Below are 24,883 nucleotides of genomic sequence, written 5' to 3'. Positions count from 1 at the left end.
GCCGTCGTCTCGAACGTACCCAGGATCGAGGGGTTGCGCGATCCGCCGAGGCGTCAGTCCTGGCGCGGTGCCTTCAGCAGCAGCAGCGATCGGCCCTGCACCGTCACGCGCCCGCCGGCCGGGAGCGGGTCGGTCGTGGAGGGCGACCCGTCCGGCGACGTCGTGTCGAGGGTCGGCTCGAACGTCTCCCCGAACTCCGGCCCGGGCAGGACGACCTCGAGCGGGTCCGCGCCGGCGTGCAGCAGGAGCAGCCAGGAATGGTCGGTGAGCAGCTCCCCGTCACGGGTGCGGGACTGGCTGTGGGAGCCGTCGATCCACATGCCCAGGGTGCGCCGCTCCGGGTCGAGCCAGTCGGGCTCGGTCATCTCCTGGCCGTCCGGCCGCAGCCAGATCAGGTCGGGGCGTCCGGTGGGCGTGGTGCGGCCGTCGAAGAACTCCGCCTGGCGCAGGGCCGGGCTGTTGGCGCGCAGGTGCACGACGCGCCGCGCGAAGGCGAGCATCGCGTCGCTCTCGGGCGTCGAGGTCCAGTCGACCCACGAGGTCGCGTCGTCGAGGCAGTAGGCGTTGTTGTTGCCGCCCTGGGTGCGCCAGCGCTCGTCGCCGGCGACGAACATCGGCGTGCCGGTCGACAGCAGCAGCGTGGCCAGCAGGTTGCGCGCCTGACGCGCCCGCAGCGCCACGACCTCGGCGTCGTCGGTCTCGCCCTCCACACCGTGGTTCCAGGAGCGGTTGTCGTCGGTCCCGTCGCGGTTGTCCTCGCCGTTGGCCTCGTTGTGCTTGTGGTCGTAGGAGACGAGGTCGCGCAAGGTGAACCCGTCGTGGGCGGTGACGAAGTTGATCGACTGCCAGGGTCGACGCAGCGTGTGGTCGTACAGGTCGGAGGAGCCCGACAGCCGGTACGCGAGCTGGTCGACCCCGCCCGACGCGCCGCGCCAGAAGTCGCGCACCGTGTCGCGGTACATGCCGTTCCACTCGGCCCACTGGGCCCCGAACGCGCCGACACGGTAGCCCTCGCCGGTCGCGTCCCACGGCTCGGCGACGAGCTTGCAGCGGGCGAGCACCGGGTCGGTCGTGATGGCGGTCAGCAGGGTGCTGTCACGGTCGAACGCGCCGCCGCGCGGGCGGCCCATCGTCGAGGCGAGGTCGAAGCGGAACCCGTCGACGCCGAGCTCGGTGGTCCAGTAGCGCAGCGAGTCGGTCACGAGCCGGACCACCGCGGGCGACCCGGCCTCCAGCGTGTTGCCGCAGCCCGTGATGTCGGCCATGTGCCCGTCGTCGTCGTGCAGGTAGTACGCCGGGGCCTCGAGCCCGCGGAGGCTGAGCGTCGGGCCGTCCGGGCCGCCCTCGCAGGTGTGGTTGTAGACGACGTCGACCAGCACCTCGATGCCCGCGGCGTGCAGCGCGGCGACCATCGTCCGGAACTCCTCGACCTCGCGTCCGGGCTCGCTCGCGTACCCGGGGTGCGGCGCGAAGTAGCCGAGCGGGGAGTAGCCCCAGTAGTTGTGCCGACCGGCGGCCACGAGCGACGGCTCGTCGGTGAAGGCCTGCACGGGCAGCAGCTCGACGGTGGTGACGCCGAGCCGCAGCAGGTGCTCGACCACGGCGGGGTGGGCGAGGCCGAGGTAGGTGCCGCGCAGGTGCTCCGGGACGTCAGGGTGCTGCTGCGTGAAGCCCTTGACGTGCAGCTCGAGGACGACGGTCTCCTCGAACGGCACCTCGGGCTTCGTGCCGGTGTCGGGTCCGCCGGGGCTGGTGACGACGGCGAGCGGCACGTGGCCCAGGGAGTCGACGGTCGACATCTCGACCCCCTCGGGGTCGTCGGCCCACCCGCGGGCGGCCTCCATGTCGGTGAGCGCGCCGGTGACGCGGCGGGCGTACGGGTCGAGGAGGATCTTGTGCGGGTTGCACCGCAGGCCGGTCTTCGGCTCGTACGGCCCGTGCACGCGGTACCCGTACGTCTGCCCGGGCAGCACGCCCTGCACGAGGCCGTGCCACACCCCGAAGGTGCGCTCGGTCAGCTCGATCCGTCGCTCGCTGCCGTCGTCGTCGACCAGGCACAGCTCGACCCGCTCGGCCACGCTGCTGGCGACGGCGAAGCGGACACCGCCCGCCTCCGGGTGGGCCCCCAGCGGGAACGGGCGGCCGGCGAGCACGGGCAGGTCCTGGGGGCTCGACGTCATGCGCCCCAGTCTCTCAGGCGCCGGGTCCGGCGCAGGCTGGTTCGCCTACGGGGCGGCGTGCGTCGGGTGGGCGTGACGGTGTGGTGCGCTGAGCCGTTGCCGGGTGGTCTCGATACGACCCTCCGTGCTCCTTCGTCGCCGGAGGGTCTACTCGACCAGCGGGCGGCGGGTGGGTCTGGTCGACCAGCGGGGGAAGGGGCGGGTCAGGTGTAGGGGCCCGAGAACGGGGCGGGCGCGTCCGGGGCGTCGACGTCGCCCTCGACGCCCGGGTCCTGCTTCTTGTGCTTCTGGTCGTCGTCCCAGTCCTCGCGCTTGCGCGGGTCCTCGCTCGGCATGTCGCTCATGCCTCAGTGTGCGGCGGGCGCGACGTCAGCGCTCGTCGGAGGACCAGACCACCTCGTCGTCGCGCCGGACCTCCGCCCGCTCGGTGCGCAGGTCGACGTCGACGACGAACGGCCCGCGGTGCAGGACCACGCGGCGATCGTCGTCGGCGACCTCCACCCTCGTGTCGACGAGGGACGGGTCGCGCAGCTCGGGGTGGGCCCGGCGCAGCGCGACCAGCGAGCGGTAGACCTCCAGCACACCACGGTGCCGGGGCTCGTCGAGCTCGTCCCACCGCAGCGTCGAGCGCTCGAGCGTCGCCGGGTCCATCGGGTCGGGCACCTCGGACTCGCCCCAGCCGTGGCGGCCGAACTCGCGCCGACGTCCGGTGCGCACGGCCTCGGCCAGCTCGGGGTCGGGGAAGGAGGCGAAGAACTGCCACGGCGTGCTCGCGGCCCACTCCTCGCCCATGAAGAGCATCGGCGTGAACGGTCCGAGCAGCACCAGCGCGGCGCCGCACGCCAGCCGGTCCGGAGAGACGGTGTCGGAGATACGGTCGCCGGTGGCCCGGTTGCCGACCTGGTCGTGGTCCTGCAGGTAGGTGACGAACGCGTGGCCCGGCACGGCGTGGACGTCGACCGGGCGACCGTGGGTGCGGCCGCGGAACGACGACCACGTGCCGTCGTGGAAGAACGCGCCGCGCAGCACCTTGGCGAGCGCGCCGGGCTCGGCGAAGTCGGCGTAGTAGCCGTCGGTCTCGCCGGTGAGCGCCACGTGCAGCGCGTGGTGCACGTCGTCGGCCCACTGCGCGTCCATGCCGAGACCGTGCTCGTCGCGCGGGACGACCGTGCGCGGGTCGTTGCGGTCGGACTCCGCGACGAGCGACAACGGCCGGCCGAGCCGCTGCGACGCGCGCTCGGTCTCGAGCGACAGCTCCTCGAGGATGGTCAGCGCCCGCGCGTCGGACAGCGCGTGCACCGCATCGAGGCGCAGGGCGTCGACGTGGAAGTCCTCGAACCACGAGATCGCGTTGTCGAGCACGTAGCGACGCACCTCGTCGGAGCCCTCGCCGTCGAGGTTGAGGCCGGGGCCCCAGTCGTTCTCGCCGGCGAAGTACGGGCCGAAGCGGTCGAGGTAGGCGCCCGAGGGCCCGAGGTGGTTGTAGACGACGTCGAGCACGACGCCGAGGCCTCGCGCGTGGCAGGCGTCGACGAACCGCTTGAACCCGTCGGGTCCGCCGTACGGCTCGTGCACCGCGCCCCACAGGACGCCGTCGTAGCCCCAGCCGTACGGGCCGTCGAAGCTGTTGACCGGCAGCACCTCCACGAGGTCGACGCCGAGGTCGACGAGGTGGTCGAGCCGCTCGACGGCGGCGTCGAAGGTCCGGCCGGGCGTGAACGTGCCGACGTGCAGCTCGTAGACCACGGCACCGCGCAGGGCGCGGCCCTCCCAAGCGTCGTCGGTCCACGCGAACGCGTCGTGGTCGTAGGTGCGCGACGCCGCGTGCACGCCCTGCGGCTGCCAGACCGAACGGGGGTCGGGCAGCGGGGTGTCGTCGTCGCCCAGCAGGAACGCGTAGTCGGTGCCCGGCGCGACGTCGACGTCGTGCCACCACCACCCGGAGCGCGCCTCGCCCGGCTCCCACGCCTGCATCCGGTGCTCGACGCCGTCGATCCGCACGCGGACGCGGTCGTGGTCGGGGGCCCAGAGGGTGACGGCCACGCTCAGACCACCCGCGTCGGCGGCGACGCCGTCTTGCTCGGGTCGGTCGTCGGGATGCTGCCCAGCACCTCGTCGATCGTCGCGAGCACGTCGGCGTCGAGGGTGATCCCGCTCGCGGCGGCGTTCGACTCGACCTGCTCCGGACGCGAGGCGCCGACGATCGCGCCGGCGACGTTGTCGTTCGCGAGTACCCAGGCGATGGCGAGCTGGGCCATCGTGATGCCGAGGTCGTCGGCGACCGGACGCAGCCCCTGCACGGCGGTGAGCACCTCGTCGTCGAGGAAGCGCTTGATCATGTCGGCGCCACCCTTCTCGTCGGTCGCGCGACTGCCCTCGGGCGGCGCCGCGCCGGGCTCGTACTTGCCGGTGAGCACGCCCTGCGCGATCGGCGACCACACGATCTGCGACAGGCCCAGCTCCTGGCTCGCGGGCACGACCTCGCCCTCGATGACCCGCCAGAGCATCGAGTACTGCGGCTGGTTCGAGACGAGCCGGAAGCCGAGGTCGCGGGCCAGCTCCTGCCCGGCGCGGATCTGGTCGGCGGTCCACTCGCTGACGCCGATGTAGTGCGCCTTGCCGGCACGGACGACGTCGGCGAACGCCTGCATCGTCTCCTCCAGCGGCGTCTCGTGGTCGTAGCGGTGCGCCTGGTAGAGGTCGACGTAGTCGGTCTGCAGCCGCTGCAGCGAGCCGTCGATCGACTCCATGATGTGCTTGCGGGAGAGTCCGGTGTCGTTGGGTCCGCCGGGGCCGGTGGGCCAGTAGACCTTGGTGAGGATCTCCAGCGACGCGCGCCGCTCGCCCTTCAGCGCCTCGCCGAGGACGCTCTCGGCCTTGCCGTTGGCGTACACGTCGGCGGTGTCGAACGTCGTGATGCCGGCGTCGAGCGCGGCCCGCACGCACGCGGTGGCCGCGTCGTTCTCCACCTGCGACCCATGGGTCAGCCAGTTGCCGTAGATGATCTCGCTGACCTTGAGGCCGCTGTTCCCGAGGTACCTGAACTCCATGCCTTGAGCCTAGGCGCGCTGCGCCGTCGCGCGACCCGGCCGCCACCCTCCCCTCCCCGCGTTATGTGGACCTTGCGACGATTCCTCGCGCGGAAACCGTCGCGAAGTCCACACAACGCGGGGGCAGAGAGACGTCAGCGGGTGAGGAGGGCGACGGGGTAGGTGGCGAGGAGGTCGGCGAGCCGGACGTCGCCGCCGTCGAACGCCTCGCCGGTGAGGGTGTCGGTCCACGCTCCCGGGGCGAGGGACAGGGTGGTCCCGCCCCAGCCGCCGCGGCGCTCGAGCCCGACCGGGAGGCGGGTCGCGACGGCCACCAGGTCGGCGCTGCGACCGAACGCGACGGCGTGGTCGGCGGCCTCGCCCGACGCCGCCAGCGGCGTGTACCCGCGGAACAGCGCCGGCTCGTCGCGACGCAGGGTCAGCACCCGACGCACGAGCGACGTCTTCGCGGCGCCCGACGCATCGACGTGCGGCAGCCAGCCGTCGTCGAGGCGACGCAGCAGGGTGCGGAACGCCTCGTGGTCGACCGGGCGCCGGTTGTCGGGGTCGACGAGCGAGAAGTCCCAGCCCTCCGTTCCCTGGTAGACGTCGGGGACGCCCGGGCCGGCCAGCTGCAGCAGCTTCTGCGACAGCGACACCGTCCAGCCGAACGCCTGGACCCGCCCGACCAGCGCCTGCACCTGCGGGCCGAGCTCGGCCCGCACGCGCGCCGGCCACGCCGCGATCGACTCCTCGAACGCCTCGTCGGTCTCGGTCCACGTGGTCCGGATCTTCGACTCGCGCGCGGCCTTCAGCAGGTAGTCCGACAGCCGCTCGTCGCTGATCGGCCAGGCGCCGAGCAGCGTCTGCCACGCGAGCAGGTCGAGCGCGGGCTCGTCGATGCCGCAGCGCGCCGACCAGTCCGCGACCGTCGACGTGACCTCCTCGCCGAGCTCGGCGAGCACCAGCATGCGCGCGCGGGTGTCCTCGGACCGCTTCGTGTCGTGCGTCGTCAGGGCGGTCATGGCCGTCGGGTGCTCGGCCTCGCGCGCCGCGGCCAGTGCGTGGAAGCCGTCGACGTCGACGCCCCAGACGTCCGGGGAGCCGCCGACCTCGTTGAGCGCCGCGAACCGGGTGAAGCGGTAGAAGGTGGTGTCCTCGGTCCCCTTCGCGACGACCATCCCCGACGTCTGCTGGATGCGCGTCGCGAGCTCGCCGGTCGGCTCCCCGGTCACCTGCAGGTCGAGGGCACGGATCGCCGGGTCGACGTCGGGCCGACGCGTGCGCGCGCGCTCGATCGCCGCGTCCCACGCCTCGCGTCCCGCCTCGGGCAGGTAGGACCGGTACACGCCGAACGCGACCATCGTCTCGGCCACGGCGGTCCGGGCAGCGTCCTCGTGGACGTCGCGCACCAGGGCGGCGATGCGGCGCACCTCGGCCACGAGCACCTTCTGGGTGACCATGCGCCGGGCGTCCTCCTCGACCGCCGCGTAGTCCGCCGGTGCGCCGAGCCGCTCGGCGAGCGCCTGCCAGGGTGCCTCGCCGGCCGGGTCGAGCAGCACGCCGGCGACCTCGCGCATCGCGTCGTAGCCGGTGGTGCCGTCGACGGGCCAGGTCGTCGGCAGCTCCTCACCCGGGTGCAGGATCTTCTCGACCACCAGCCACGCGTCGGGAGCGGCGTCGTGCAGTCGCCGCAGGTAGCCGCCCGGGTCGGAGAGCCCGTCGGGGTGGTCGATGCGCAGACCCGTGACCCGCCCCTCCTCGACCCAGCGCAGCACCTCGCGGTGCGTGTCGTCGAAGACGTCGGGGTCCTCGACCCGCACGGCGGCGAGCGTCGTGATGTCGAAGAAGCGTCGGTAGTTCAGCTCCGACCCGCCGCGCCGCCAGCCGACCAGCTCGTAGTGCTGCCGGTCGTGCACCTGCTGCGGCGTCATCGACGCGAAGCCCGGGTCGTCGAGGGTGGCGCGGTCGACCGGGAACCGGTGGTCGTAGTAGGTCAGCTCGTCGCCGTCGACGGACAGCTCCGCGACGTCGGCGTCGTCACCGAGCACCGGTACCAGCACGCGACCGCGCGACCAGTCGACGTCGAAGTGGCCCGCCCAGGGCGACGCCTCGCCCGCGGCCAGCACGGACCACCACCACGGGTTCGCGCGGGGCACCTCGACCGACATGTGGTTCGGCACGACGTCGACGACGAGGCCGAGTCCCGCGTCGCGCACGGCAGCCGTGAACGCGTTCCAGCCCTCGGGGCCACCGAGCTCCGGGCGCGCGCGGGTGGGGTCGGTGACGTCGTAGCCGTGCGTCGACCCGGGCGTCGCGTCGAGCACGGGCGACACGTACACCGCGCCGACGCCGAGGTCGCGCAGGTACGGCACGAGCGCCTGCGCCTCGGCGAAGCCGAACTCCGGCCGCAGCTGCAGGCGGTAGGTCGAGGTGGGCGCGCTCACGACTCGACCCGCTGCAGCACGACGAGCGAGCGGGCGGTGACGTCGATCGTCGCGCCGCCGGCGACGAGGTCGTCGTCGGGCTCGTGCACGCTGCCGGTCGCCGTGTCGACGACGACGCCCCAGGTGCTGGCGTACTCGCCGTCGGGCACGGTGAACGTGATGTCCTCGTGGTGGGCGTTGAAGGCGAGCAGGAACGAGTCGTCGACGACCCGCTCACCGCGCTCGTCCCGCTCGTCGATCGCCCGGCCGTTGAGGAACACCGCGACCGCCCGGCCGAAGTCGTCGTCCCAGTTCTCGTCGGTCATCTCCTCCCCGGACGGCGTGAACCACGCGATGTCGCGCAGCTCGTCGGCCTTGCGGACCGGCTTGCCCTGGAAGAAGCGACGCCGACGGAACACGGGGTGCGCCGTGCGGAACGCCGCGAGCGCCGACGTGAAGCCGAGCAGGGCGTGCTCGTGCTCGTCGAGGTCCCAGTCGACCCACGACGTCTCGTTGTCCTGGCAGTAGACGTTGTTGTTGCCGCCCTGCGACCGGCCGAGCTCGTCGCCGTGCAGCACCATCGGCACGCCCTGCGAGAGCAGCAGCGTCGCCAGGAAGTTGCGACGTTGGCGCCGGCGCAGGTCGAGCACCTCGGGATCGTCGGTGGGGCCCTCGACGCCGCAGTTCCACGAGCGGTTGTCGTCGGCGCCGTCGCGGCCGTCCTCGCCGTTCGCGTCGTTGTGCTTCTGCTCGTAGGAGACGAGGTCGTCGAGCGTGAACCCGTCGTGCGCCGTGACGAAGTTGATCGACGCGTAGGGCCGGCGGCCGGTGTCCTGGTACAGGTCGGACGAGCCGCTGATGCGCGACGCGAACTCGCCGAGCGTCGCCGGCTCGCCGCGCCAGAAGTCGCGGACGGTGTCGCGGTACAGCCCGTTCCACTCGGTCCAGAGCGGCGGGAAGTTGCCCACCTGGTAGCCGCCCGGGCCGACGTCCCACGGCTCGGCGATGAGCTTGACCTGGCTGACCACCGGGTCCTGCTGCACGAGCTCGAAGAACGTCGCGAGCTTGTCGACGTCGTAGAACTCGCGCGCGAGCGTGGCGGCGAGGTCGAAGCGGAACCCGTCGACGTGCATCTCGGTCACCCAGTAGCGCAGCGAGTCCATGATGAGCTGCAACGGGCTGGGGTGACGCACGTTCAGGGAGTTGCCGGTGCCCGTGTAGTCCATGTAGTGCTGCGGGTCGTCCTCGACGAGCCGGTAGTACGCCTGGTTGTCGATGCCGCGCATCGAGAGCGTCGGGCCGAGGTGGTTGCCCTCCGCCGTGTGGTTGTAGACGACGTCGAGGATGACCTCGATGCCGGCCGCGTGCAGCTCGCGCACCATGCCCTTGAACTCCTGCACCTGACGTCCGGGGTGCGAGGCGTAGGCGTCGTGCGGGGCGAAGAAGCCGATCGTGTTGTACCCCCAGTAGTTCGTCAGGTCCTTCTCGACGAGGTAGTGGTCGGTGACGAACTGGTGCACCGGGAGCAGCTCGATCGCCGTCACCCCGAGGCCGGTCAGGTGCTCGACGATCGCCGGGTGCGCGAGGGCGGCGTACGTGCCGCGCAGCTCCTCGGGCACGTCGGGGTGCGTCATCGTCAGGCCCCGCACGTGCGCCTCGTACACGATCGTCTCGTGGTACGGGTGACGCGGCAGCCGGTCGTCGGCCCAGTCGAAGTACGGGTCGACGACGAGCGAGAACGGCACGTGACCCGCGGAGTCTTCGTCGTTCGGCTCCTCGGGGGAGCCCATCTCGTAGGCGAAGAGGGACGGGTCCCAGTCGGGCTGGCCCTGCACCGCCTTGGCGTAGGGGTCGATGAGCAGCTTCTGCGGGTTGCAGCGCAGGCCCTGCTCGGGGTCCCAGGGGCCGTGCACGCGGTAGCCGTAGCGCTGGCCCGGGCCGATGCCGGGCAGGAACCCGTGGTGCACGAACCCGTCGACCTCCTCGAGCCGGACGCGGGTCTCGGTGCCCGCCTCGTCGAAGAGGCAGAGCTCCACGTGGTCGGCGACCTCGGAGAACAGGGCGAAGTTGGTGCCGGTGCCGTCGTACGTGGCGCCGAGCGGGTAGGGCGATCCGGGCCAGGTGCGCACGGGGGTCTCCTCGTCGTGGGGGGGGGGGGTGGAGCAGGTCAGGGGGTCGGCCGGGCGGCTCGCAGGGGCGCCACCGCTGCTCGTACCCGGTCGTGGTCGAAGAACGCGTCGAGGTCGACGGGCAGGCGCACCCGCCAGTTCGGGTACTCGTCGACGGTGCCGGGCAGGTTCGGCTGGCGCACCTGCCCCACGGCGTCGGCGGGCGAGCTGAGGACGAGCCGCGAGGCCGCCGGAGCGATGACGGCGTGCAGCGCGACGAGCAGGTCGCCGGTGTCGATGCCCTCCTCGCGCAGCAGCGCGAGCAGCGCCTCGCGGTCGGCGGCGGCGGTGGCGAGCGCGTCCTCGACGGGCTCGCCGAGCAGGTCGAGGTCGGCCTGCACGCGGATGCGCTCGTCGCGCAGCCACCCCTCGACGGTCGGGAGGTCGTGCGTGCTGATGCTCGCCATCGTCTCCGGCTCCCACTCCCGAGGGGGCACGTGCGGCTGGCCGGGTGCGTCCCAGTCGCGCTCGAACCAGAGCACGGCCGAGCTGAGCAGGCCGCGCTGGTGCATGGTCTCGGTGACGACGTCCTCGACCGTGCCGAGGTCCTCGCCGACCACGACGGCGCCGGCGCGGGTGGCCTCGAGCAGCAGCACGGCGAGCATCACGTCGGCGTCGTAGTGCACGTAGGCGCCACGGTGGGCGGGCTCTCCCGGCGGGATCCACCACAGCCGCCACAGTCCGGCGACGTGGTCGACGCGGATGCCGTCGCCGTGGCGCAGCACGCTGCGCACCACGTCGCGGAACGGGGCGTAGCCCGTCTCGAGCAGGCGGTCGGGCCGCCAGGGCGGGAGGCCCCAGTCCTGCCCGAGGGGGTTGAAGGCGTCCGCGGGGCAGCCCACGCGGACGTCGGAGGCGAACACGTCCTGCAGCGCCCACGCGTCGGCGCCGCCCGGGTGCACGCCCACGGGGAGGTCGTGGACGAGGCCGACGGCCATGCCGGCGTCGTGCGCGGCGTCGCGGGCGGCGTCGAGCTGTTCGCGGCACAGGTGCTGCAGCCACGCGTGGAACGCGACGCGGTCGGCGAGGTCGGCGCGGCTGCGCGCCACGGCGTCCGACGTCGGGTCGCGCAGCTCCTCCGGCCACTCGCGCCAGTCGGCACCGTGCCGCTCGGCGAGGGCGGAGAACGTCGCGAAGGCGGCGAGGTCGGGCTCGGCGTCGAGGTCGGGGTCCTCCTCGGGCGCGGCGAAGGGTCGCAGCAGCTCCAGCGCCTGGCGCTTGGCGGCCCAGACGGCGTCGTGGTCGAGCAGGTCGTCGGCCGGCTCGGGCTCGGGCGCGAGTCCCAGCACCTCCGCGCGGGTGGCGTCGTCGGCGGCGGCGAACGCGGCCACGTCGGTGACGCGCAGGTAGAGCGGGCTGGCGAAGCGTCGGCTCGACGGCGAGTACGGCGAACGGACGAGTGGGCTCGACGGCACGAACGCCTGGACCGGGTTCACGAGCAGGACCCCCGCGCCCTGCTCGGTCGCGGCGCGCCGGGCCAGCTCGGCGAGGTCGGCGAGGTCACCCATCTGCCACGAGCCCGACGAGTGGACCGAGTACAGCTGCAGCATCCATCCCCAGGTCCGCGGCACCTCTGGCAGCCGGGCCGGCGCCACGACGACGGTCACCTCGTCGCCGTCGTCGGTGACGAGGCGGTGCCAGCCCAGCGGCAGGTCGGCCGGCAGCGCGTGGTCGACGTCGAGGGTGGTGCCGTCCTCCAGCTCCATCCGACCGCTCACGCCGAGCTCGCGGGGCTCGCCCTGCACGACGGCCACCGTGCCCGGCACGGGCGAGCGCGTCGACCGGACGTCGTCCAGGGCGCTCGCGACCGACTCCGGCGTGCTCGCGTCGACACCGAGCTCGGACAGCACCGCGACGACGACGTCGGGGTCGACGTCGACCGGACTGCGGTCGGACCCCTCGTAGGACACGGCCACGCCGTGGGCCGCGGCGAGGGCGGCGAGGTCGTCGTCGGGGAAGGGCATGACGCCCAGCATGGTCGCGACCGGCCCCGCCCACCACTTCGGTGAGGTCCGTGTGTCCCGACGCACGCGCGGGACGGGCCGTCGCGAGCTGCGCCGAGGGCACGCAAGGGTCTGCATCCGTGTGTCCGGGCTCGGACGATCCTGCGTCCACGACGGGATCCCGTTGCGAACGCAGAAGCGTCGACCTCCGCACCCGAACTCGACACCGTTCACGTGGCCGACACGAGACCGGCCTACGCTTCTCGCGTGGACTGGAGCGACTACGACGCGGCCCTCTTCGACCTCGACGGCGTGATCACGCCGACCGCCGAGGTGCACCGGCGCGCCTGGGACAAGATGTTCAACGACGTGCTGACGGAGCGGGGTGTCGAGGAGCCGTACACCGACGACGACTACTACCGCTACGTCGACGGCAAGCCGCGCTACGACGGCGTCCGCTCCTTCCTGGAGTCGCGCGGCATCGAGCTGCCCGAGGGCACGCCCGACGACGCGCCCGAGGAGGAGACGGTCGGCGGGCTCGGCAACCGCAAGAACGTCCTCTTCGAGGAGATCCTCGAGCGCGACGGCGTGGAGGCCTACCCCGGCTCCGTCGCCCTGCTCGACGCGCTCGCCGACCGCGGCACGCGCGTGGCGGTGGTGTCCAGCTCGCGCAACGCGCCGAAGGTGCTGCGCGCCGCCGGCCTCATCGAGCGGTTCCCGATCATCGTCGACGGTGCCGTCGCCGCCGACCGTCAGCTGGCGGGCAAGCCGGCCCCCGACACGTTCCTGTTCGCCGGGCAGCAGCTCGACGTCGAGCCCTCGCGCGCGGTGGTGCTCGAGGACGCGACGTCGGGCGTGGCGGCGGGTCGGGCCGGACGCTTCGGACTCGTCGTCGGGGTCGACCGTGGGGCAGGCGCCGACGCGCTGCGCGAGCACGGCGCCGACGTCGTCGTCGACGACCTGCAGGAGCTCGTCTGATGTCGCCGCTGGACCAGCCCACCGAGTCCGTCGACGAGGACCGCGGCCTCGGACCGTCGCACGAGGCGCCGCCCGTGCGTGACTTCCTCGACCGCTCGCGCTGGCCCGCCGACGAGTGGCGGCTCACCGAGCGCCGCTACGACGCCGGCGACCTCGGCCTCACCGAGACGCTGTTCGCCGTCGGCAACGGGTACCTCGGGCTGCGCGGCAACGTCGAGGAGGGCCGCGACTCCCACACCCACGGCACCTTCGTGAACGGCTTCCACGAGACGTGGCCGATCCAGCACGCCGAGGAGGCGTTCGGGTTCGCGCGCGTCGGGCAGACGATCGTCAACGCTCCTGACGCGAAGATCATCCGGCTCTACGTCGACGACGAGCCGCTGCTGCTCTCGGTGGCCGACCTGCACGAGTACGAGCGCTCGCTCGACCTGCGCGACGGCGTCCTCCGACGTCGCCTGCTGTGGCGCACCCCGTCGGGCAAGCGGGTGCTGGTGGAGTCCACGCGCATGGTCAGCCTCGAGCAGAAGCACCTCGCGGTGATGACGTTCGAGGTCACCCTGCTCGACGACCCGGCCCCCGTCGCGATCTCCTCGCAGATCCTCAACCGCCAGGACGGCGAGGACGAGTACCACGTGCGGCACAAGGCCATGGGCGAGGGCAGCGACCCGCGCAAGGCCGAGCAGCTCACCCGTCGGGTGCTGGAGCCGCAGACGAACGAGGGCGACGCCGGCACCGGCCGGGTCGCGCTCGGCTTCCGGTGCGCCGAGAGCGGCATGACGCTCGGCGTCATGGCCGACCACGACATCGTCACCGAGAACGAGTTCACGAGCCGCGTGGTCACGGGCGAGGACCTCGCGAAGACCACCTACCGGATCGCGGCGCAGCCCGGCGTCCCCGTCCGGCTCACCAAGACCGTCGCGTACCACACGTCGCGCGGCGTGCCGTCGCGCGAGCTGCTCGACCGCTGCCGTCGCACCCTCGACCGCGCCCGCGACCTCGGCGTGCCCGAGCTGCGGGCCGAGCAGCGTGCGTGGCTGGACGCGTTCTGGACGCGCGCCGACGTGGAGGTGCCCGGCCAGCCCGAGGTGCAGCAGGCGATCCGCTGGAACCTGTTCTCGATCATGCAGGCCGCGGCCCGCGCGGAGGGCCAGGGCATCCCGGCCAAGGGCGTCACCGGGTCCGGCTACGGCGGCCACTACTTCTGGGACACCGAGGTCTACGTCATGCCGTTCCTGACGTACACCACGCCGCGGGCCGCGCGGAACGCGCTGCGCTTCCGCTACTCGCTGCTCGACGCGGCACGTCGCCGTGCCGGCCAGCTCGCGCAGAAGGGCGCGCTGTTCCCCTGGCGCACCATCAACGGCGAGGAGGCGTCGGCCTACTACGCGGCGGGCACCGCGCAGTACCACATCGACGCCGACATCGCGTACGCGCTGAGCCAGTACGTCGGGGCCACGGGCGACGTCGAGTTCCTCGACCGTGAGGGCATCGACGTGTTCGTGGAGACCGCCCGGCTCTGGGCCGACCTCGGCTTCTGGCGCAGCGAGGAGGGCAGCACCTTCCACATCCACGGCGTCACGGGGCCCGACGAGTACACGACGGTCGTGAACGACAACCTGTACACGAACGTCATGGCGCGCTTCAACCTGCGGCGGGCCGCCGAGGCGGTGCGCACGCTGCGTGACGTGAACCCCTCGGCGTACGCCGACGCGAAGGCGCGGCTCTCGCTCACCGACGAGGAGGTCGAGGAGTGGGGTCGCGCGGCGCGCAACATGAGCATCCCGTTCGACGAGCACCTCGGCATCCACCCGCAGGACTCGCACTTCCTCGAGCGCGAGATGTGGGACCTCGACCACACGCCGCTCGACAAGCGTCCCCTCCTGCTGAACTACCACCCGCTCGTCATCTACCGGTTCCAGGTGCTGAAGCAGGCCGACGTCGTGCTCGCGCTCTTCCTGCAGGGCGAGGACTTCACGCCCGAGCAGAAGCGCGCCGACTTCGAGTACTACGACCCGATCACCACGGGCGACTCGACGTTGTCGGCGGTCGTGCAGTCGATCATCGCCTCCGAGGTCGGCTACCACGACCTCGCGTACCGCTACTTCCTGTCCGCGCTGTTCGTCGACCTCGCCGACCGGCACGGGAACACGTCCGACGGCGTGCACGTCGCGTCGACCGGTGGGGTGTGGAGCGCGGTGGCGGCCGGGTTCGGCGGCTTCCGCGACCTCGGCGCAGGCCAGTGGACGATGGACCCGCGCCTGCCCGACGACTGGGAGTCGCTCACCTACCGGCTCACCCTGCGCGGCACCCGCGTGCGCGTGACCGTGCGTCCCGACGAGCTCGAGCTCGTGGTCGAGGACGGCCAGGGCCACCTGGCGTTCGAGGTCCGGGGCGCCGAGGTCGTGGTCGGGCCCGACGCACCGGTCACCGTGCCGCTGGACGGTCAGGGTCCGCGCCTGGAGGGCGAGCCGCCCAGCCCCATCGGCACCCGCCGCTCCGACGGCACGATCATCTCCGCCATCGTCCCCGGCGCCTGACCCACCCTCGCCTGCGGAGCCGGTTTGGGTGGGGGCCCACGCAAACCGGCTCTCCCCACGGCAAACGTCCGCGGTTTCTGCACGTTTGGGTGGGGGCCCACGCAAACGTGCGCGGGCGGGGCGGTCCGTCGCGCGGGCCCTGTCAGACCCGCCCTAGACTGCAGGGTGTGTTGATCGTCAGGTACGAGGTCAGTGACGGCAGGTCCGGGGAGGACGTCGTCCTCGTCGACCAGAAGTGGTCGTTCGGGCGGGTCGGCGGCGACGAGGCCCCCACCGTCGAGACCGACGACCGGCGGGTCAGCCGCGGTGCGCTCGTCATCCGCGACAGCGGCCCGGGCCCCGTCGTCTTCCGCGGTCAGCGCGGCGAGCAGGCGCGGGTCGGCCTGGTCAGCGACGACGGCAGCACCGAGTGGCTCGCCGAGGGCAAGGCCGGCAACCTCACCGCGACCGCGCGGCGGGTGACCTTCGACCTGCAGGACGAGAACGTGCTGTCGCTCGAGGTCGAGTTCGCCGACCGCGGCAGCGTCGTCGAGCGGCAGCAGGCCGCGCAGCCGCACCTCACCCTGGTGCCGGACCCCGACGACACCACCGAGCAGCCGTGAGCGGGCCGCAGGACGTCGAGTCGGTCGACCTCGCGTTCCTGCAGGGCCTGCCGAAGGCCGAGCTGCACGTGCACCACGTCGGCTCCGCCTCCGTCGACGCCGTCGCGGAGCTGGCGGCCCGGCACGAGGGCAGCACCCCGGTGCCCACGAACCCCACCGCGCTCGCCGACTACTTCCGCTTCACCGACTTCGCGCACTTCGTCGAGGTCTACCTGTCGGTCGTCGACCTGCTGCGCACCCCCGACGACATCTGGACCCTCACGCACCAGGTCGGCACCGACCTCGCCGCGCAGAACGTGCGCTACGCGGAGCTGACGCTCACCCCGTACACGTCGATCGTCCGCGGCATCCCCGTCGAGGCGTACCTCGAGGCCGTCGAGGACGCGCGACGTCGGGTCGAGGCCGACACCGGCCTCGTGCTCCGGTGGATCTTCGACATCCCCGGCGAGTCCGGCCTCGAGGCCGCCGACGTCACGCTCGACGTCGCCCTGAACCACGCACCCGACGCCCTCGTCGGCTTCGGCCTGGGCGGGCCCGAGATCGGCGTGCCCCGCCCGCAGTTCGCGGAGCACTTCGCGGCGGCGCGCGCGGCCGGGCTGCACAGCGTCCCGCACGCGGGGGAGTCGACCGGACCCCGGACGATCCGCGACGCGATCGAGCACCTCGGTGCCGAGCGCATCGGCCACGGCATCGCAGCGGCGCAGGACCCCGCGCTCATGGAACTGCTCGCCGAGCGCGGCATCGTGCTCGAGGTGTGCCCGACGTCGAACGTCTGCACCCGGTCGACGCCCTCGCTCGACGAGCACCCCCTGCCGGCGCTCGTCGCCGCGGGCGTCCCGGTCACGATCAACAGCGACGACCCGCCGATGTTCGGCACGACCCTCACTCGTGAGTACGCCGTGGCGGCCGACCTGTTGTCGCTCGACCGCCCCGGCGTCGTCGACCTCGCGCGGGCGGCGGTCGACGCGTCGTTCGCCCCCGACGCGGTGAAGACGTCGATCCGCGCCGAGCTCGACGCCGTCTGACCTGCTCGGGCGACGTCAGCCCTTCTGCACGGTCGGGGCCACCGGCACCCGCACGAGCAGCACGCCGGGTCGGACCTCGGCGGTGATCTCGGTGCCCTCGTCGACGGGGTCGCCGTCGAGCTGCATCGGGGTCGGGCCGGTGGCCTTCACGTGCACCCGGCGTCCGGTGAACCGGTCGAGACGGTCGTTGGTGCGCTTGCGGCGGGTGATCACGCGGACCGCGATCGACACCCACCCGAAGAACCGGCGCGGCGCGATCACCACGACGTCGAGCTCGCCGTCGTCGATCTGCGCCTCCGGGAGCAGCGGCAGCCCCGCCTGCAGGTAGCCGACGTTGCCGATGACGACCGTGCGGGCGCGGAACGTGCGCGGCTCGCCGTCGTCGACGGTGATCGTGACCTTGGTGCCGGAGTAGCGGAGCGCCTTGACGCCCGAGACGACGTAGGCGACCCAGCCGACCTTCTTCTTCAGCTCGTCGTTGACGCCGGTCATGATCATCGCGTCCATGCCGAGGCCTGCCATGACGAGGAAGCTGGTCTCGACGCCGGCGTCGGTGCTGAACCGCGCGAGGTCGATGGCCTTGTCCTGGCCGCCGAACGCCACCTCGAGGGCGTCGCGCGGGTTGAGCGGGATGCCGAGGTTGCGCGCCAGCAGGTTGCCGGTGCCCTGCGGGATGATCGCGACGGCGACGCCCGTGCGGGCGGCCTCCTCGCACACCGCGCGCACGGTGCCGTCGCCGCCGGCGGCGATGATGAGGTCGGCGTCGGCCTCGAGCGCCGCCTCGGTCTGGCCGTAGCCGGGGTCCTCGACCGTCGTCTCGAACCAGGCCGGCTCGTTCCAGCCGTGCTGGCCGGCGACCAGGCGCACGAGGCTCTTGAACTCCTCGACGTCGGTCAGCTTGGAGGGGTTGAGGACGACCGCCACGCGCTTGCGGCCCGTGCCCGTGACCACCGCGAGCTCCGGCGGGAGCCGGGTCGCGTCGGTCGCGACCGCCAGCCAGAGCACGACCGTGACCAGCGTGCCGAGGGTCAGGCCGGCGGTGACGTCGGAGAGGTAGTGCACGCCGAGGAGCACGCGGTCGGCGGCCGTCACGAGGGCCAGCAGGACCCACAGCGTGATCAGCAGTCGACGCCGCCACCCGCGGCCGGTCAGCACGATGGTCAGCAGCGCGAGGACCGTGAACAGCACGCCGGCGCCGGCGGAGTGCCCGCTCGGGAAGGAGTAGCCGCCGATCTCGTGGATCGGCTCCTCCCACGCCGGTCGCGGACGCTGGAACACGAGCTTGACCAGGGCGTTGCCGCCGATGCCGACCACGCCGCTGAGCGCGATCCAGGTGGCGATGCGCCACTCGCGTCGGGCCAGCGCCGTGCCTGCCAGCAGGGCCAGGACGATGCCGACGCCGACGTTGGACAGCACGACCGCCAGCACCTCGAGCACGTCGACCAGCCACGGTCGCGCGACGCTCACGTCGAACGCCTCCCGGGCCACGCCGTCGTCGACGTCCTGCAGCCAGGCGGCGTCGGTGCCGACGAGGAACGCGAGCAGGGCGAGCAGCGTCACGAGGACGACGAGCACGGTGGCGTACACGCCGTCGCGGCCGGGCTCGGCGCGACGCAGGTCGATCGACACAGGCGTCCTTCCGGTCGGGGTCTGGCCGGGTTCAGCGTAGTGCGGACCGGGCCCGGACGCGCCGAGGCGGTGTCGCCGGACTCCCAGGGGGAGGACCGGGCGACACCGCCTCGGGGTCACGCAGGGTGGCGGGTCAGCGCTCCTCGGTGCCGGAGATGAAGGCCTCGAGGCGCGCGCGGCCGACGTCGTCGGGACGCTGCTCCGGCGGGCTCTTCATCAGGTAGGACGAGGCGCTCAGCAGCGCGCCGCCCACGCCCCGGTCCTTGGCGATCTTCGCCGCGCGGATGGCGTCGATGATGATGCCGGCGGAGTTGGGGGAGTCCCAGACCTCGAGCTTGTACTCCAGGTTCAGCGGCACGTCGCCGAACGCGCGACCCTCGAGGCGCACGTAGGCCCACTTGCGGTCGTCGAGCCACGCCACGTAGTCCGACGGGCCGATGTGCACGTTGCGGTCGTCGGCGCCCACGCCGGCCAGCGAGCCGGTGAGGTTGGAGGTGACGGCCTGCGTCTTCGAGACCTTCTTGGACTCCAGACGCTCACGCTCGAGCATGTTCTTGAAGTCCATGTTGCCGCCGACGTTCAGCTGGTAGGTGCGGTCGAGCGCGACGCCGCGGTCCTCGAACAGCTTCGCCATGACGCGGTGCGTGATCGTCGCGCCGACCTGGCTCTTGATGTCGTCACCGATGATCGGGACGCCCGCGTCCTCGAACTTCTTCGCCCACTCGGGGTCGGAGGCGATGAAGACGGGCAGCGCGTTGACGAAGGCGACCTTCGCGTCGATCGCGCACTGCGCGTAGAACTTGTCGGCCTCCTCCGAGCCCACCGGCAGGTAGGAGACGAGCACGTCGGCCTGCGTGTCCTTGAGCACCTGGACGACGTCGACCGCGGGGGCGTCGGACTCCTCGATGGTCTGGAGGTAGTACTTGCCGAGACCGTCGAGCGTGTGACCGCGCTGCACGGTGACACCGGTCGGCGGGACGTCGGTGATGCGGATCGTGTTGTTCTCGCTGGCCGTGGTGGCGTCGGCGAGGTCGAAGCCGACCTTCTTCGCGTCGACGTCGAACGCGGCCACGAACTCGATGTCGCTGACGTGGTAGTCGCCGAACTGGACGTGCATGAGTCCGGGGACCGTGCCCGCCGGATCAGCGTCCTTGTAGTACTCGACGCCCTGGATCAGGGAGGTGGCGCAGTTGCCGACGCCGACGATGGCGACGCGGATCTGGTGGTTCGCCGAACCCATGGGTTCTCCTTCAGGTGGGTGGTTGGTTGCTCGTGCTCGGTGGAAGAGGGTCAGGGGGACCCGGGCCGCTCGGCCGGGTCGGGATGGGGGTTGCGCTCGCGCTCGATCAGGTCGGTGAGCCAGCGCACCTCGCGCTCGACGGACTCCAGGCCGTGGCGCTGGAGCTCGCGGGTGTAGGCGTCGGCGCGGTCGCGACCGCGCTGGTTGGCCTCGCGGACGTGCTCGAGCCGCTCCTGCAGCCGGCTGCGCCGGCCCTCGAGGATGCGCACGCGGACGGCCGACTCGGTGCGGCCGAAGAACGCGAACCGCACGCTGAACGTCTCGTCGTCCCAGGTGGCCGGTCCGGAGTCCTCCATCGCGGTGGCGAAGTGCTCCTTGCCGGCGGCGGTGAGGTGGTAGACGATCCGGTTGCGGCGTCCGCGCACCTCGACGTCGCGGTCCTCGTCGGCCTCGATGAGACCGGCGCGGACCAGCGTCTTCAGGCAGGGGTAGAGGGTGCCGTACGAGAGCACCCGCCCCAGTCCCAGCAGGCTGATGAGCTCCTTGCGCAGCTCGTAGCCGTGCATCGGCGTGTCGTGCAGCAGGCCCATGACCGCCAGCTCGAGGGTCGCGCCACGACGTGCCATCGGACCCTCCCCGCTGCTCGGTGGGGCGTCCGGCGACGACCCGCTATATCGGGACGATACATCAGATCGGCATTTCATGTCAGCCCATGTCAGGTGCTGGTGTCAGGTCATGTCAGGTCCTGTTGTCCGGTCATGTCCGGTCCCGGCGAGGGCTTCCGCTGGTCGAGTAGCCGACAAGGCGAGCGCCAGCGAGCTCGTGACGGCGTATCGAGACCACCCGGCAGCGGCTCAGCGCGGGTCGATCCCCAGCGTCCGCTTGGAGCGGTCTCGATACGCGCGGAGCACGCTCGTTCCTCGCGGCTCCGCGCTACTCGACCAGCGAGACCTTCCGCTGGTCGAGTAGTCAGGACGAGCTTGCGAAGTCCTGACGTATCGAGACCACTCGGGAACGGTCCAGCGCGAGCCAACCCCCAGCGTCCGCTTGGGGTGGTCTCGATACGTCGCCTCACGCCTCGTCCCTCGGCGGAGCCGACTACTCGACCAGCGAGGGCTTCCGCTGGTCGAGTAGTCAGGACGGGCTTGCGAAGTCCTGACGTATCGAGACCACTCGGGAACGGTCCAGCGCGAGCCAACCCCCAGCGTCCGCTTGGGGTGGTCTCGATACGTCGCCTCACGCCTCGTCCCTCGGCGGAGCCGACTACTCGACCAGCGAGGGCTTCCGCTGGTCGAGTAGCCGACAAGGCGAGCGCCAGCGAGCTCGTGACGGCGTATCGAGACCACCCGGCAGCGGCTCAGCGCGGGTCGATCCCCAGCGTCCGCTTGGAGCGGTCTCGATACGCGCGGAGCATGCTCGTTCCTCGCGGCTCCGCGCTACTCGACCAGCGGGACCGTTCCGCTGGTCGAGTAGCGGCACGCGCGACGAAGGAGCGCCGTGCCGTGTATCGAGACCACCCGGCAACGGCCCAGCGCTGCCCGGTTCCCAGCGAAACCGTGGAAGGACCTCGATGCACCTCTCCTCGCCGGCGCTGGTGGAGGCACCCGACCAGCGAGAGGTGCCGCGGGAGAACCGACGGAACTGCCGACGGGTCCGGCGTCGACCCGCGATCCTTGGGTTCTCAGGATGATCGGGCACACTGGAGCGATGCCGCGCCGTGTCCCGGGCGCACGCACAGCACCACGCCCTGCCCGCAGGGCCGAGACGGAGGAAGTGGTCCGTGGCCACCAGCACGCACCGAACCAAGCCGAAGAGCACGCCCCGCAAGCCCGGTCTGTTCCGCCGCATCGGCGGCGACGGACCGCGCTGGAAGCGGGCGCTCCGCTGGCTGGCGCTCCTGCTGGTGCTCGGCATCCTCGGAGCGGCGCTGCTGTTCTTCGTGCTCTACCGGATCATCTCGATCCCCGACGCGAACGCCGACTTCCAGACGCAGACGACGAAGGTCTACTACTCCGACGGCAAGAGCGAGCTCGGCACCTTCGCGATGCAGGACCGCGAGAGCATCCCGCTCGACGAGGTGCCCTCCGTCATGCAGGCGGCCGTCATCGCCGCGGAGGACCGCACCTTCTACGAGAACCAGGGCATCGACTTCAAGGGCATCCTGCGCGCCGTGCGCGACAACGCCACGAGCGGGCAGATCACCAGTGGTGGGTCGACCATCACGCAGCAGTACGTGAAGGTGCTCTACCTGAACCAGGAGCGCTCCTACAAGCGCAAGGTGCGCGAGGCGATCCTCTCGATCAAGATCCACAACCAGCTCTCCAAGCAGGAGATCCTCGAGGGCTACCTCAACACCATCTACTTCGGCAACGGCTCCTACGGCGTCCAGGTCGCCGCGCAGACGTACTTCGACCGTCCGGCCTCGAAGCTGAACTACGCGCAGGCCGCGCTGCTCGCCACCATCATCAACAGCCCGAGCTACTACGACCCGTACGCCGAGGGGGCGAAGGAGCGGATCCTCCCGCGCTACCGCTACGTGCTCGACGGCATGGTCAAGTCGGGCGCGATCACCGCCGACGAGGCCGCGAAGTACCAGGACCAGCTGCCGCGCGTCGTCCCCAAGAAGAACAGCAACCGGTTCCGGGGCACGAGCGGCTACCTGCTCGAGCTGGTCCGCACCCAGCTGCGCCAGGCGGGCTTCTCCGACAACGAGATCGACGGCGGCGGCCTGCGGGTCACGACCACGTTCGACCGTCGCCTGCAGCGCGACGCCGTCAACGCGGTGCGCACGATCATCCCGCAGAACCTCGACGAGCTGAACGTCGGACTCGTCTCCGTCGAGCCCGGCACGGGCGACGTGAAGGCCATGTACGGCGGCCGCGACTACCTCAAGAGCCAGCTCAACTGGGCGATGCAGAGCGTCCAGCCGGGCTCGACGTTCAAGGTGTTCGCCGTGATCGCGGGCCTCGAGGACGGCTACGGCCTGCGCACCACGCTGAACGGCAGCTCGCCGCTGCGCATCGGCAACAGCATCGTCGGCAACCAGGGCGACAGCGGCGGACGCTCGTTCGGTCCCGTCACGCTCGAGATGGCGACGCAGGAGTCGATCAACACCGCGTTCGTCGACCTGACGCAGCAGATGAGCGGTGGCGCCGACGCGGACGCGAGCATCGGCGCGCGCAAGATCCTCAAGGCCGCCAACCAGGCCGGCATCCCGCGCTCGGTGACCGACAAGATCAACCCGGTCGCGGTCACGTCGCTCGGCTTCGCCGGCGTGCCGGCCGTCGACATGGCCAACGCCTACGCGACCATCGCCGCCGGTGGCGAGCGCGCCCAGTGGCACGTCCTGAAGAAGGTCACCGGCCCCGGGGGCAACGACCTCGAGCTGCCGAAGCGTGAGACGCGCCGCTCGATCCCCGAGGACGTCGCGGGCGACACGGTCGCGGCGCTGCAGAAGGTGACCTCGGCGGGCACGGGAACCAACGGCCGCACCATCTGTCCGACCATCGGCAAGACGGGTACCGCCACGGCGGGCAAGGACGACGCGGACCAGCACGTCTCGTCGTCGTGGTTCGTCGGCGCGACGCCCAAGCTGGCGACGGCCGTGACGTTGAGCCGCGGCGTGGGCAACGAGGACATCGAGGGCTACCTGGTGCCGTTCTTCGGCGGCCAGTACCCGGCCCGCACGTTCAAGGCGTTCATGGACCCGGCCCTGCAGGGCACCGACTGCGGCAGTTTCCCGCCGCCCGGCAACATCCAGGCCGACAAGGGCCGCACGTACGTGCCGCCGGCGCCCACGGCGACCCCGTCGCCGACGCCGACGCCGACGCCGTCGCGGACCCCGCGTCCCACCCCGACGCCGACGCCGACGCCCACGCCGACGCCCACGCCGACGGCGACGGAGCCGACCCCGCCGACAGAGACGACGGCACCTCCCCCGTTCGGAGGCTGAGCCAGGACGACGACGCGGCGGTCACCCCGAGGGGTGACCGCCGCGTCCGCGTCGTGGGCGTGAGGTCAGTCCAGGACGACCCGGTCGAAGGTGGCGGTCGTGAACCGCACGGCGCAGCGCACGTCGTCGCCGACGGCCGGGGCCGTGGCCGACGCGGGCAGCAGCACCTGCGACGCGTGCATGTGCGGCGGCTCGGCGAACCAGCGCTGCCGGCCGTCGACCGTGAACGGGCTGAGCATCAGGCCGGCGGCCTCGAGACTGCCCTTGGCGAGGGTCTTGCCCCGCTGCACCACGCCCGCGCTGGAGCGCGGTGCCTCGAGCCCGACGCCGTGGCTGGTGCCGCCGGAGATCACGAGCAGGTAGCCGTCGCGGGGGACGGGACGCTGCCGGTAGCCCACCCGCTCGCCGCGGGAGACCCGGTGCACGTCGAGCACCTTCGCGCGCACGTCGAGCGCACCGAGGTCGCCGAGCCACAGCGACGTCCCGACCCGCGGGCGCACGGTGAGCCCGGGCCGGCGCTCGCGCAGCTGGCTGATCTCGCCGGGGCTGAGGTGGGACACGAAGAAGGTCGTCGTGTCGAGCTGCGACGCCTCCAGGGCCGCCGCCCACGACTCCGCCTCCGCGAGGTTGCTCCCGGTCATCGGCAGGTGAGCGGCGAAGCCCACGACCTCGAGGTCGCCGAGCGCGGCCACCGCAGCGGCGAGCTCGTGCCGGTCGAAGCCGTGGCGCGCCATCGACGTCTCGCCCTCGACGACCACCCGCGCACCCGGTGCGCGTTCGGCCAGCGCCGCCACGTCGGCCACCCGGCCCACCGTGTGCACGACCCGAGGGTCGGCGAGCGCCTGCTCGACCGCGGCGCCGTCGAGGAACGGGCGCCACGGGCCGAGGACCATCACGTCGCCGCTGAACGCCTCGAGCGCCTCCGGCACCTCCGCGTAGACGCCGACCGCGACGGTGTCGGCGCCGAGCGCCGCGCTCTCCGCGGCGAGCCGGTCGCGACCCAGGCCGTAGCCGTTGCCCTTGATCACCGGGACCAGCCCCGGCAGACGCTCCGCCGCAGTCTTGAGATGACCGCGCCAGCGCTCGACGTCGACGTGCAGCTCGAACGTCATCCTCGTCTCCTCATATCGGATCCTGCGTCGCCGCACTCGTCGCTCGGCTGAAACGCGATCGT

16 protein-coding genes are annotated in these 24,883 nt (G+C 72.1%); 5 read left to right on the top strand and 11 right to left on the bottom strand.

Annotated elements, in window-relative coordinates:
* Positions 1-53: 53 nt before the first annotated feature.
* From glgX (QE370_RS04060) to malQ, 7 genes are all read right to left on the bottom strand, one after another.
* Positions 54-2,180, bottom strand: a complete 2,127-nt coding sequence (gene glgX, locus QE370_RS04060) for a glycogen debranching protein GlgX (protein WP_309633533.1) — start codon at positions 2,178-2,180, stop codon at positions 54-56.
* 203 nt (positions 2,181-2,383) lie between these two features.
* Positions 2,384-2,524 (bottom strand): hypothetical protein, encoded by a 141-nt coding sequence (locus QE370_RS04055; RefSeq protein ID WP_309633532.1) that lies wholly within the window; start codon positions 2,522-2,524, stop codon positions 2,384-2,386.
* A 25-nt stretch (positions 2,525-2,549) separates the two neighbouring features.
* Complete coding sequence (gene treZ / locus QE370_RS04050; protein WP_309633531.1) at positions 2,550-4,223, bottom strand: malto-oligosyltrehalose trehalohydrolase; 1,674 nt, start codon at positions 4,221-4,223, stop codon at positions 2,550-2,552.
* 2 nt (positions 4,224-4,225) lie between these two features.
* Positions 4,226-5,230: an aldo/keto reductase family protein gene (locus QE370_RS04045; RefSeq protein ID WP_309633530.1), complete on the bottom strand. Its 1,005-nt coding sequence runs from the start codon at positions 5,228-5,230 to the stop codon at positions 4,226-4,228.
* A 134-nt stretch (positions 5,231-5,364) separates the two neighbouring features.
* Positions 5,365-7,656: a malto-oligosyltrehalose synthase gene (gene treY, locus QE370_RS04040; RefSeq protein WP_309633529.1), complete on the bottom strand. Its 2,292-nt coding sequence runs from the start codon at positions 7,654-7,656 to the stop codon at positions 5,365-5,367.
* Entirely contained in the window at positions 7,653-9,764 is a 2,112-nt protein-coding gene (gene glgX / locus QE370_RS04035) for a glycogen debranching protein GlgX (protein ID WP_309633528.1), read from the bottom strand. Before glgX (QE370_RS04035) ends, treY begins: the two co-directional genes overlap by 4 nt.
* 38 nt (positions 9,765-9,802) lie before the next feature.
* Positions 9,803-11,767 (bottom strand): 4-alpha-glucanotransferase, encoded by a 1,965-nt coding sequence (gene malQ / locus QE370_RS04030; RefSeq protein WP_309633527.1) that lies wholly within the window; start codon positions 11,765-11,767, stop codon positions 9,803-9,805.
* A 246-nt stretch (positions 11,768-12,013) separates the two neighbouring features.
* On the opposite strand from malQ, the gene QE370_RS04025 reads away from it, so the two are divergent.
* From QE370_RS04025 to QE370_RS04010, 4 genes are all read left to right on the top strand, one after another.
* A complete protein-coding gene (locus QE370_RS04025; protein ID WP_253021381.1) occupies positions 12,014-12,724 on the top strand; it encodes an HAD family phosphatase in 711 nt (236 codons plus the stop codon).
* Positions 12,724-15,261, top strand: coding sequence for a glycosyl hydrolase family 65 protein (locus QE370_RS04020; protein ID WP_309633526.1), 2,538 nt, complete (start codon positions 12,724-12,726; stop codon positions 15,259-15,261). Before QE370_RS04025 ends, QE370_RS04020 begins: the two co-directional genes overlap by 1 nt.
* 167 nt (positions 15,262-15,428) lie before the next feature.
* Positions 15,429-15,863, top strand: coding sequence for a hypothetical protein (locus QE370_RS04015; protein WP_067860746.1), 435 nt, complete (start codon positions 15,429-15,431; stop codon positions 15,861-15,863).
* A complete protein-coding gene (locus tag QE370_RS04010) occupies positions 15,860-16,888 on the top strand; it encodes an adenosine deaminase (protein WP_309633525.1) in 1,029 nt (342 codons plus the stop codon). The genes QE370_RS04015 and QE370_RS04010 overlap by 4 nt, the downstream gene beginning before the upstream one ends.
* 15 nt (positions 16,889-16,903) lie before the next feature.
* Here QE370_RS04010 and QE370_RS04005 read toward each other — a convergent pair whose 3' ends face one another.
* From QE370_RS04005 to QE370_RS03995, 3 genes are all read right to left on the bottom strand, one after another.
* Entirely contained in the window at positions 16,904-18,517 is a 1,614-nt protein-coding gene (locus QE370_RS04005) for a phosphatase PAP2 family protein (protein ID WP_309633524.1), read from the bottom strand.
* A gap of 133 nt (positions 18,518-18,650) precedes the next feature.
* A complete protein-coding gene (locus tag QE370_RS04000; protein ID WP_309633523.1) occupies positions 18,651-19,757 on the bottom strand; it encodes an inositol-3-phosphate synthase in 1,107 nt (368 codons plus the stop codon).
* A 50-nt stretch (positions 19,758-19,807) separates the two neighbouring features.
* Positions 19,808-20,383 carry a PadR family transcriptional regulator gene (locus QE370_RS03995; RefSeq protein WP_253021376.1) on the bottom strand — a complete coding sequence of 192 codons (576 nt, stop codon included), beginning with the start codon at positions 20,381-20,383 and terminating at the stop codon, positions 19,808-19,810.
* Between the two features lie 1,154 nt (positions 20,384-21,537).
* Here QE370_RS03995 and QE370_RS03990 point away from each other — a divergent pair.
* On the top strand, positions 21,538-23,709 hold the full coding sequence (locus tag QE370_RS03990; RefSeq protein ID WP_253021375.1) for a transglycosylase domain-containing protein: 2,172 nt from the start codon (positions 21,538-21,540) through the stop codon (positions 23,707-23,709).
* 65 nt (positions 23,710-23,774) lie between these two features.
* Here QE370_RS03990 and QE370_RS03985 read toward each other — a convergent pair whose 3' ends face one another.
* The gene (locus QE370_RS03985) at positions 23,775-24,821 is read right to left on the bottom strand and encodes an alanine racemase (RefSeq protein WP_253021374.1); all 1,047 of its coding nucleotides are present in this window, start codon (positions 24,819-24,821) and stop codon (positions 23,775-23,777) included.
* Positions 24,822-24,883: the final 62 nt, after the last annotated feature.

It is taken from the genome of Aeromicrobium sp. SORGH_AS_0981 (assembly GCF_031453195.1).
In the GTDB taxonomy this organism is placed as follows: domain Bacteria; phylum Actinomycetota; class Actinomycetes; order Propionibacteriales; family Nocardioidaceae; genus Aeromicrobium.
This window is presented reverse-complemented; position numbering and strand designations above follow the sequence as displayed.

What these genes read in the sequence shown, in the direction of transcription:
- glgX (WP_309633533.1), bottom strand. Translation starts at nt 2,180, where the DNA reads ATGACGTCGAGCCCCCAGGACCTGCCCGTGCTCGCCGGCCGCCCGTTC.
- QE370_RS04055 (WP_309633532.1), bottom strand. Translation starts at nt 2,524, where the DNA reads ATGAGCGACATGCCGAGCGAGGACCCGCGCAAGCGCGAGGACTGGGAC.
- QE370_RS04045 (WP_309633530.1), bottom strand. Translation starts at nt 5,230, where the DNA reads ATGGAGTTCAGGTACCTCGGGAACAGCGGCCTCAAGGTCAGCGAGATC.
- malQ (WP_309633527.1), bottom strand. Translation starts at nt 11,767, where the DNA reads ATGCCCTTCCCCGACGACGACCTCGCCGCCCTCGCCGCGGCCCACGGC.
- QE370_RS04020 (WP_309633526.1), top strand. Translation starts at nt 12,724, where the DNA reads ATGTCGCCGCTGGACCAGCCCACCGAGTCCGTCGACGAGGACCGCGGC.
- QE370_RS04000 (WP_309633523.1), bottom strand. Translation starts at nt 19,757, where the DNA reads ATGGGTTCGGCGAACCACCAGATCCGCGTCGCCATCGTCGGCGTCGGC.
- QE370_RS03995 (WP_253021376.1), bottom strand. Translation starts at nt 20,383, where the DNA reads ATGGCACGTCGTGGCGCGACCCTCGAGCTGGCGGTCATGGGCCTGCTG.
- QE370_RS03985 (WP_253021374.1), bottom strand. Translation starts at nt 24,821, where the DNA reads ATGACGTTCGAGCTGCACGTCGACGTCGAGCGCTGGCGCGGTCATCTC.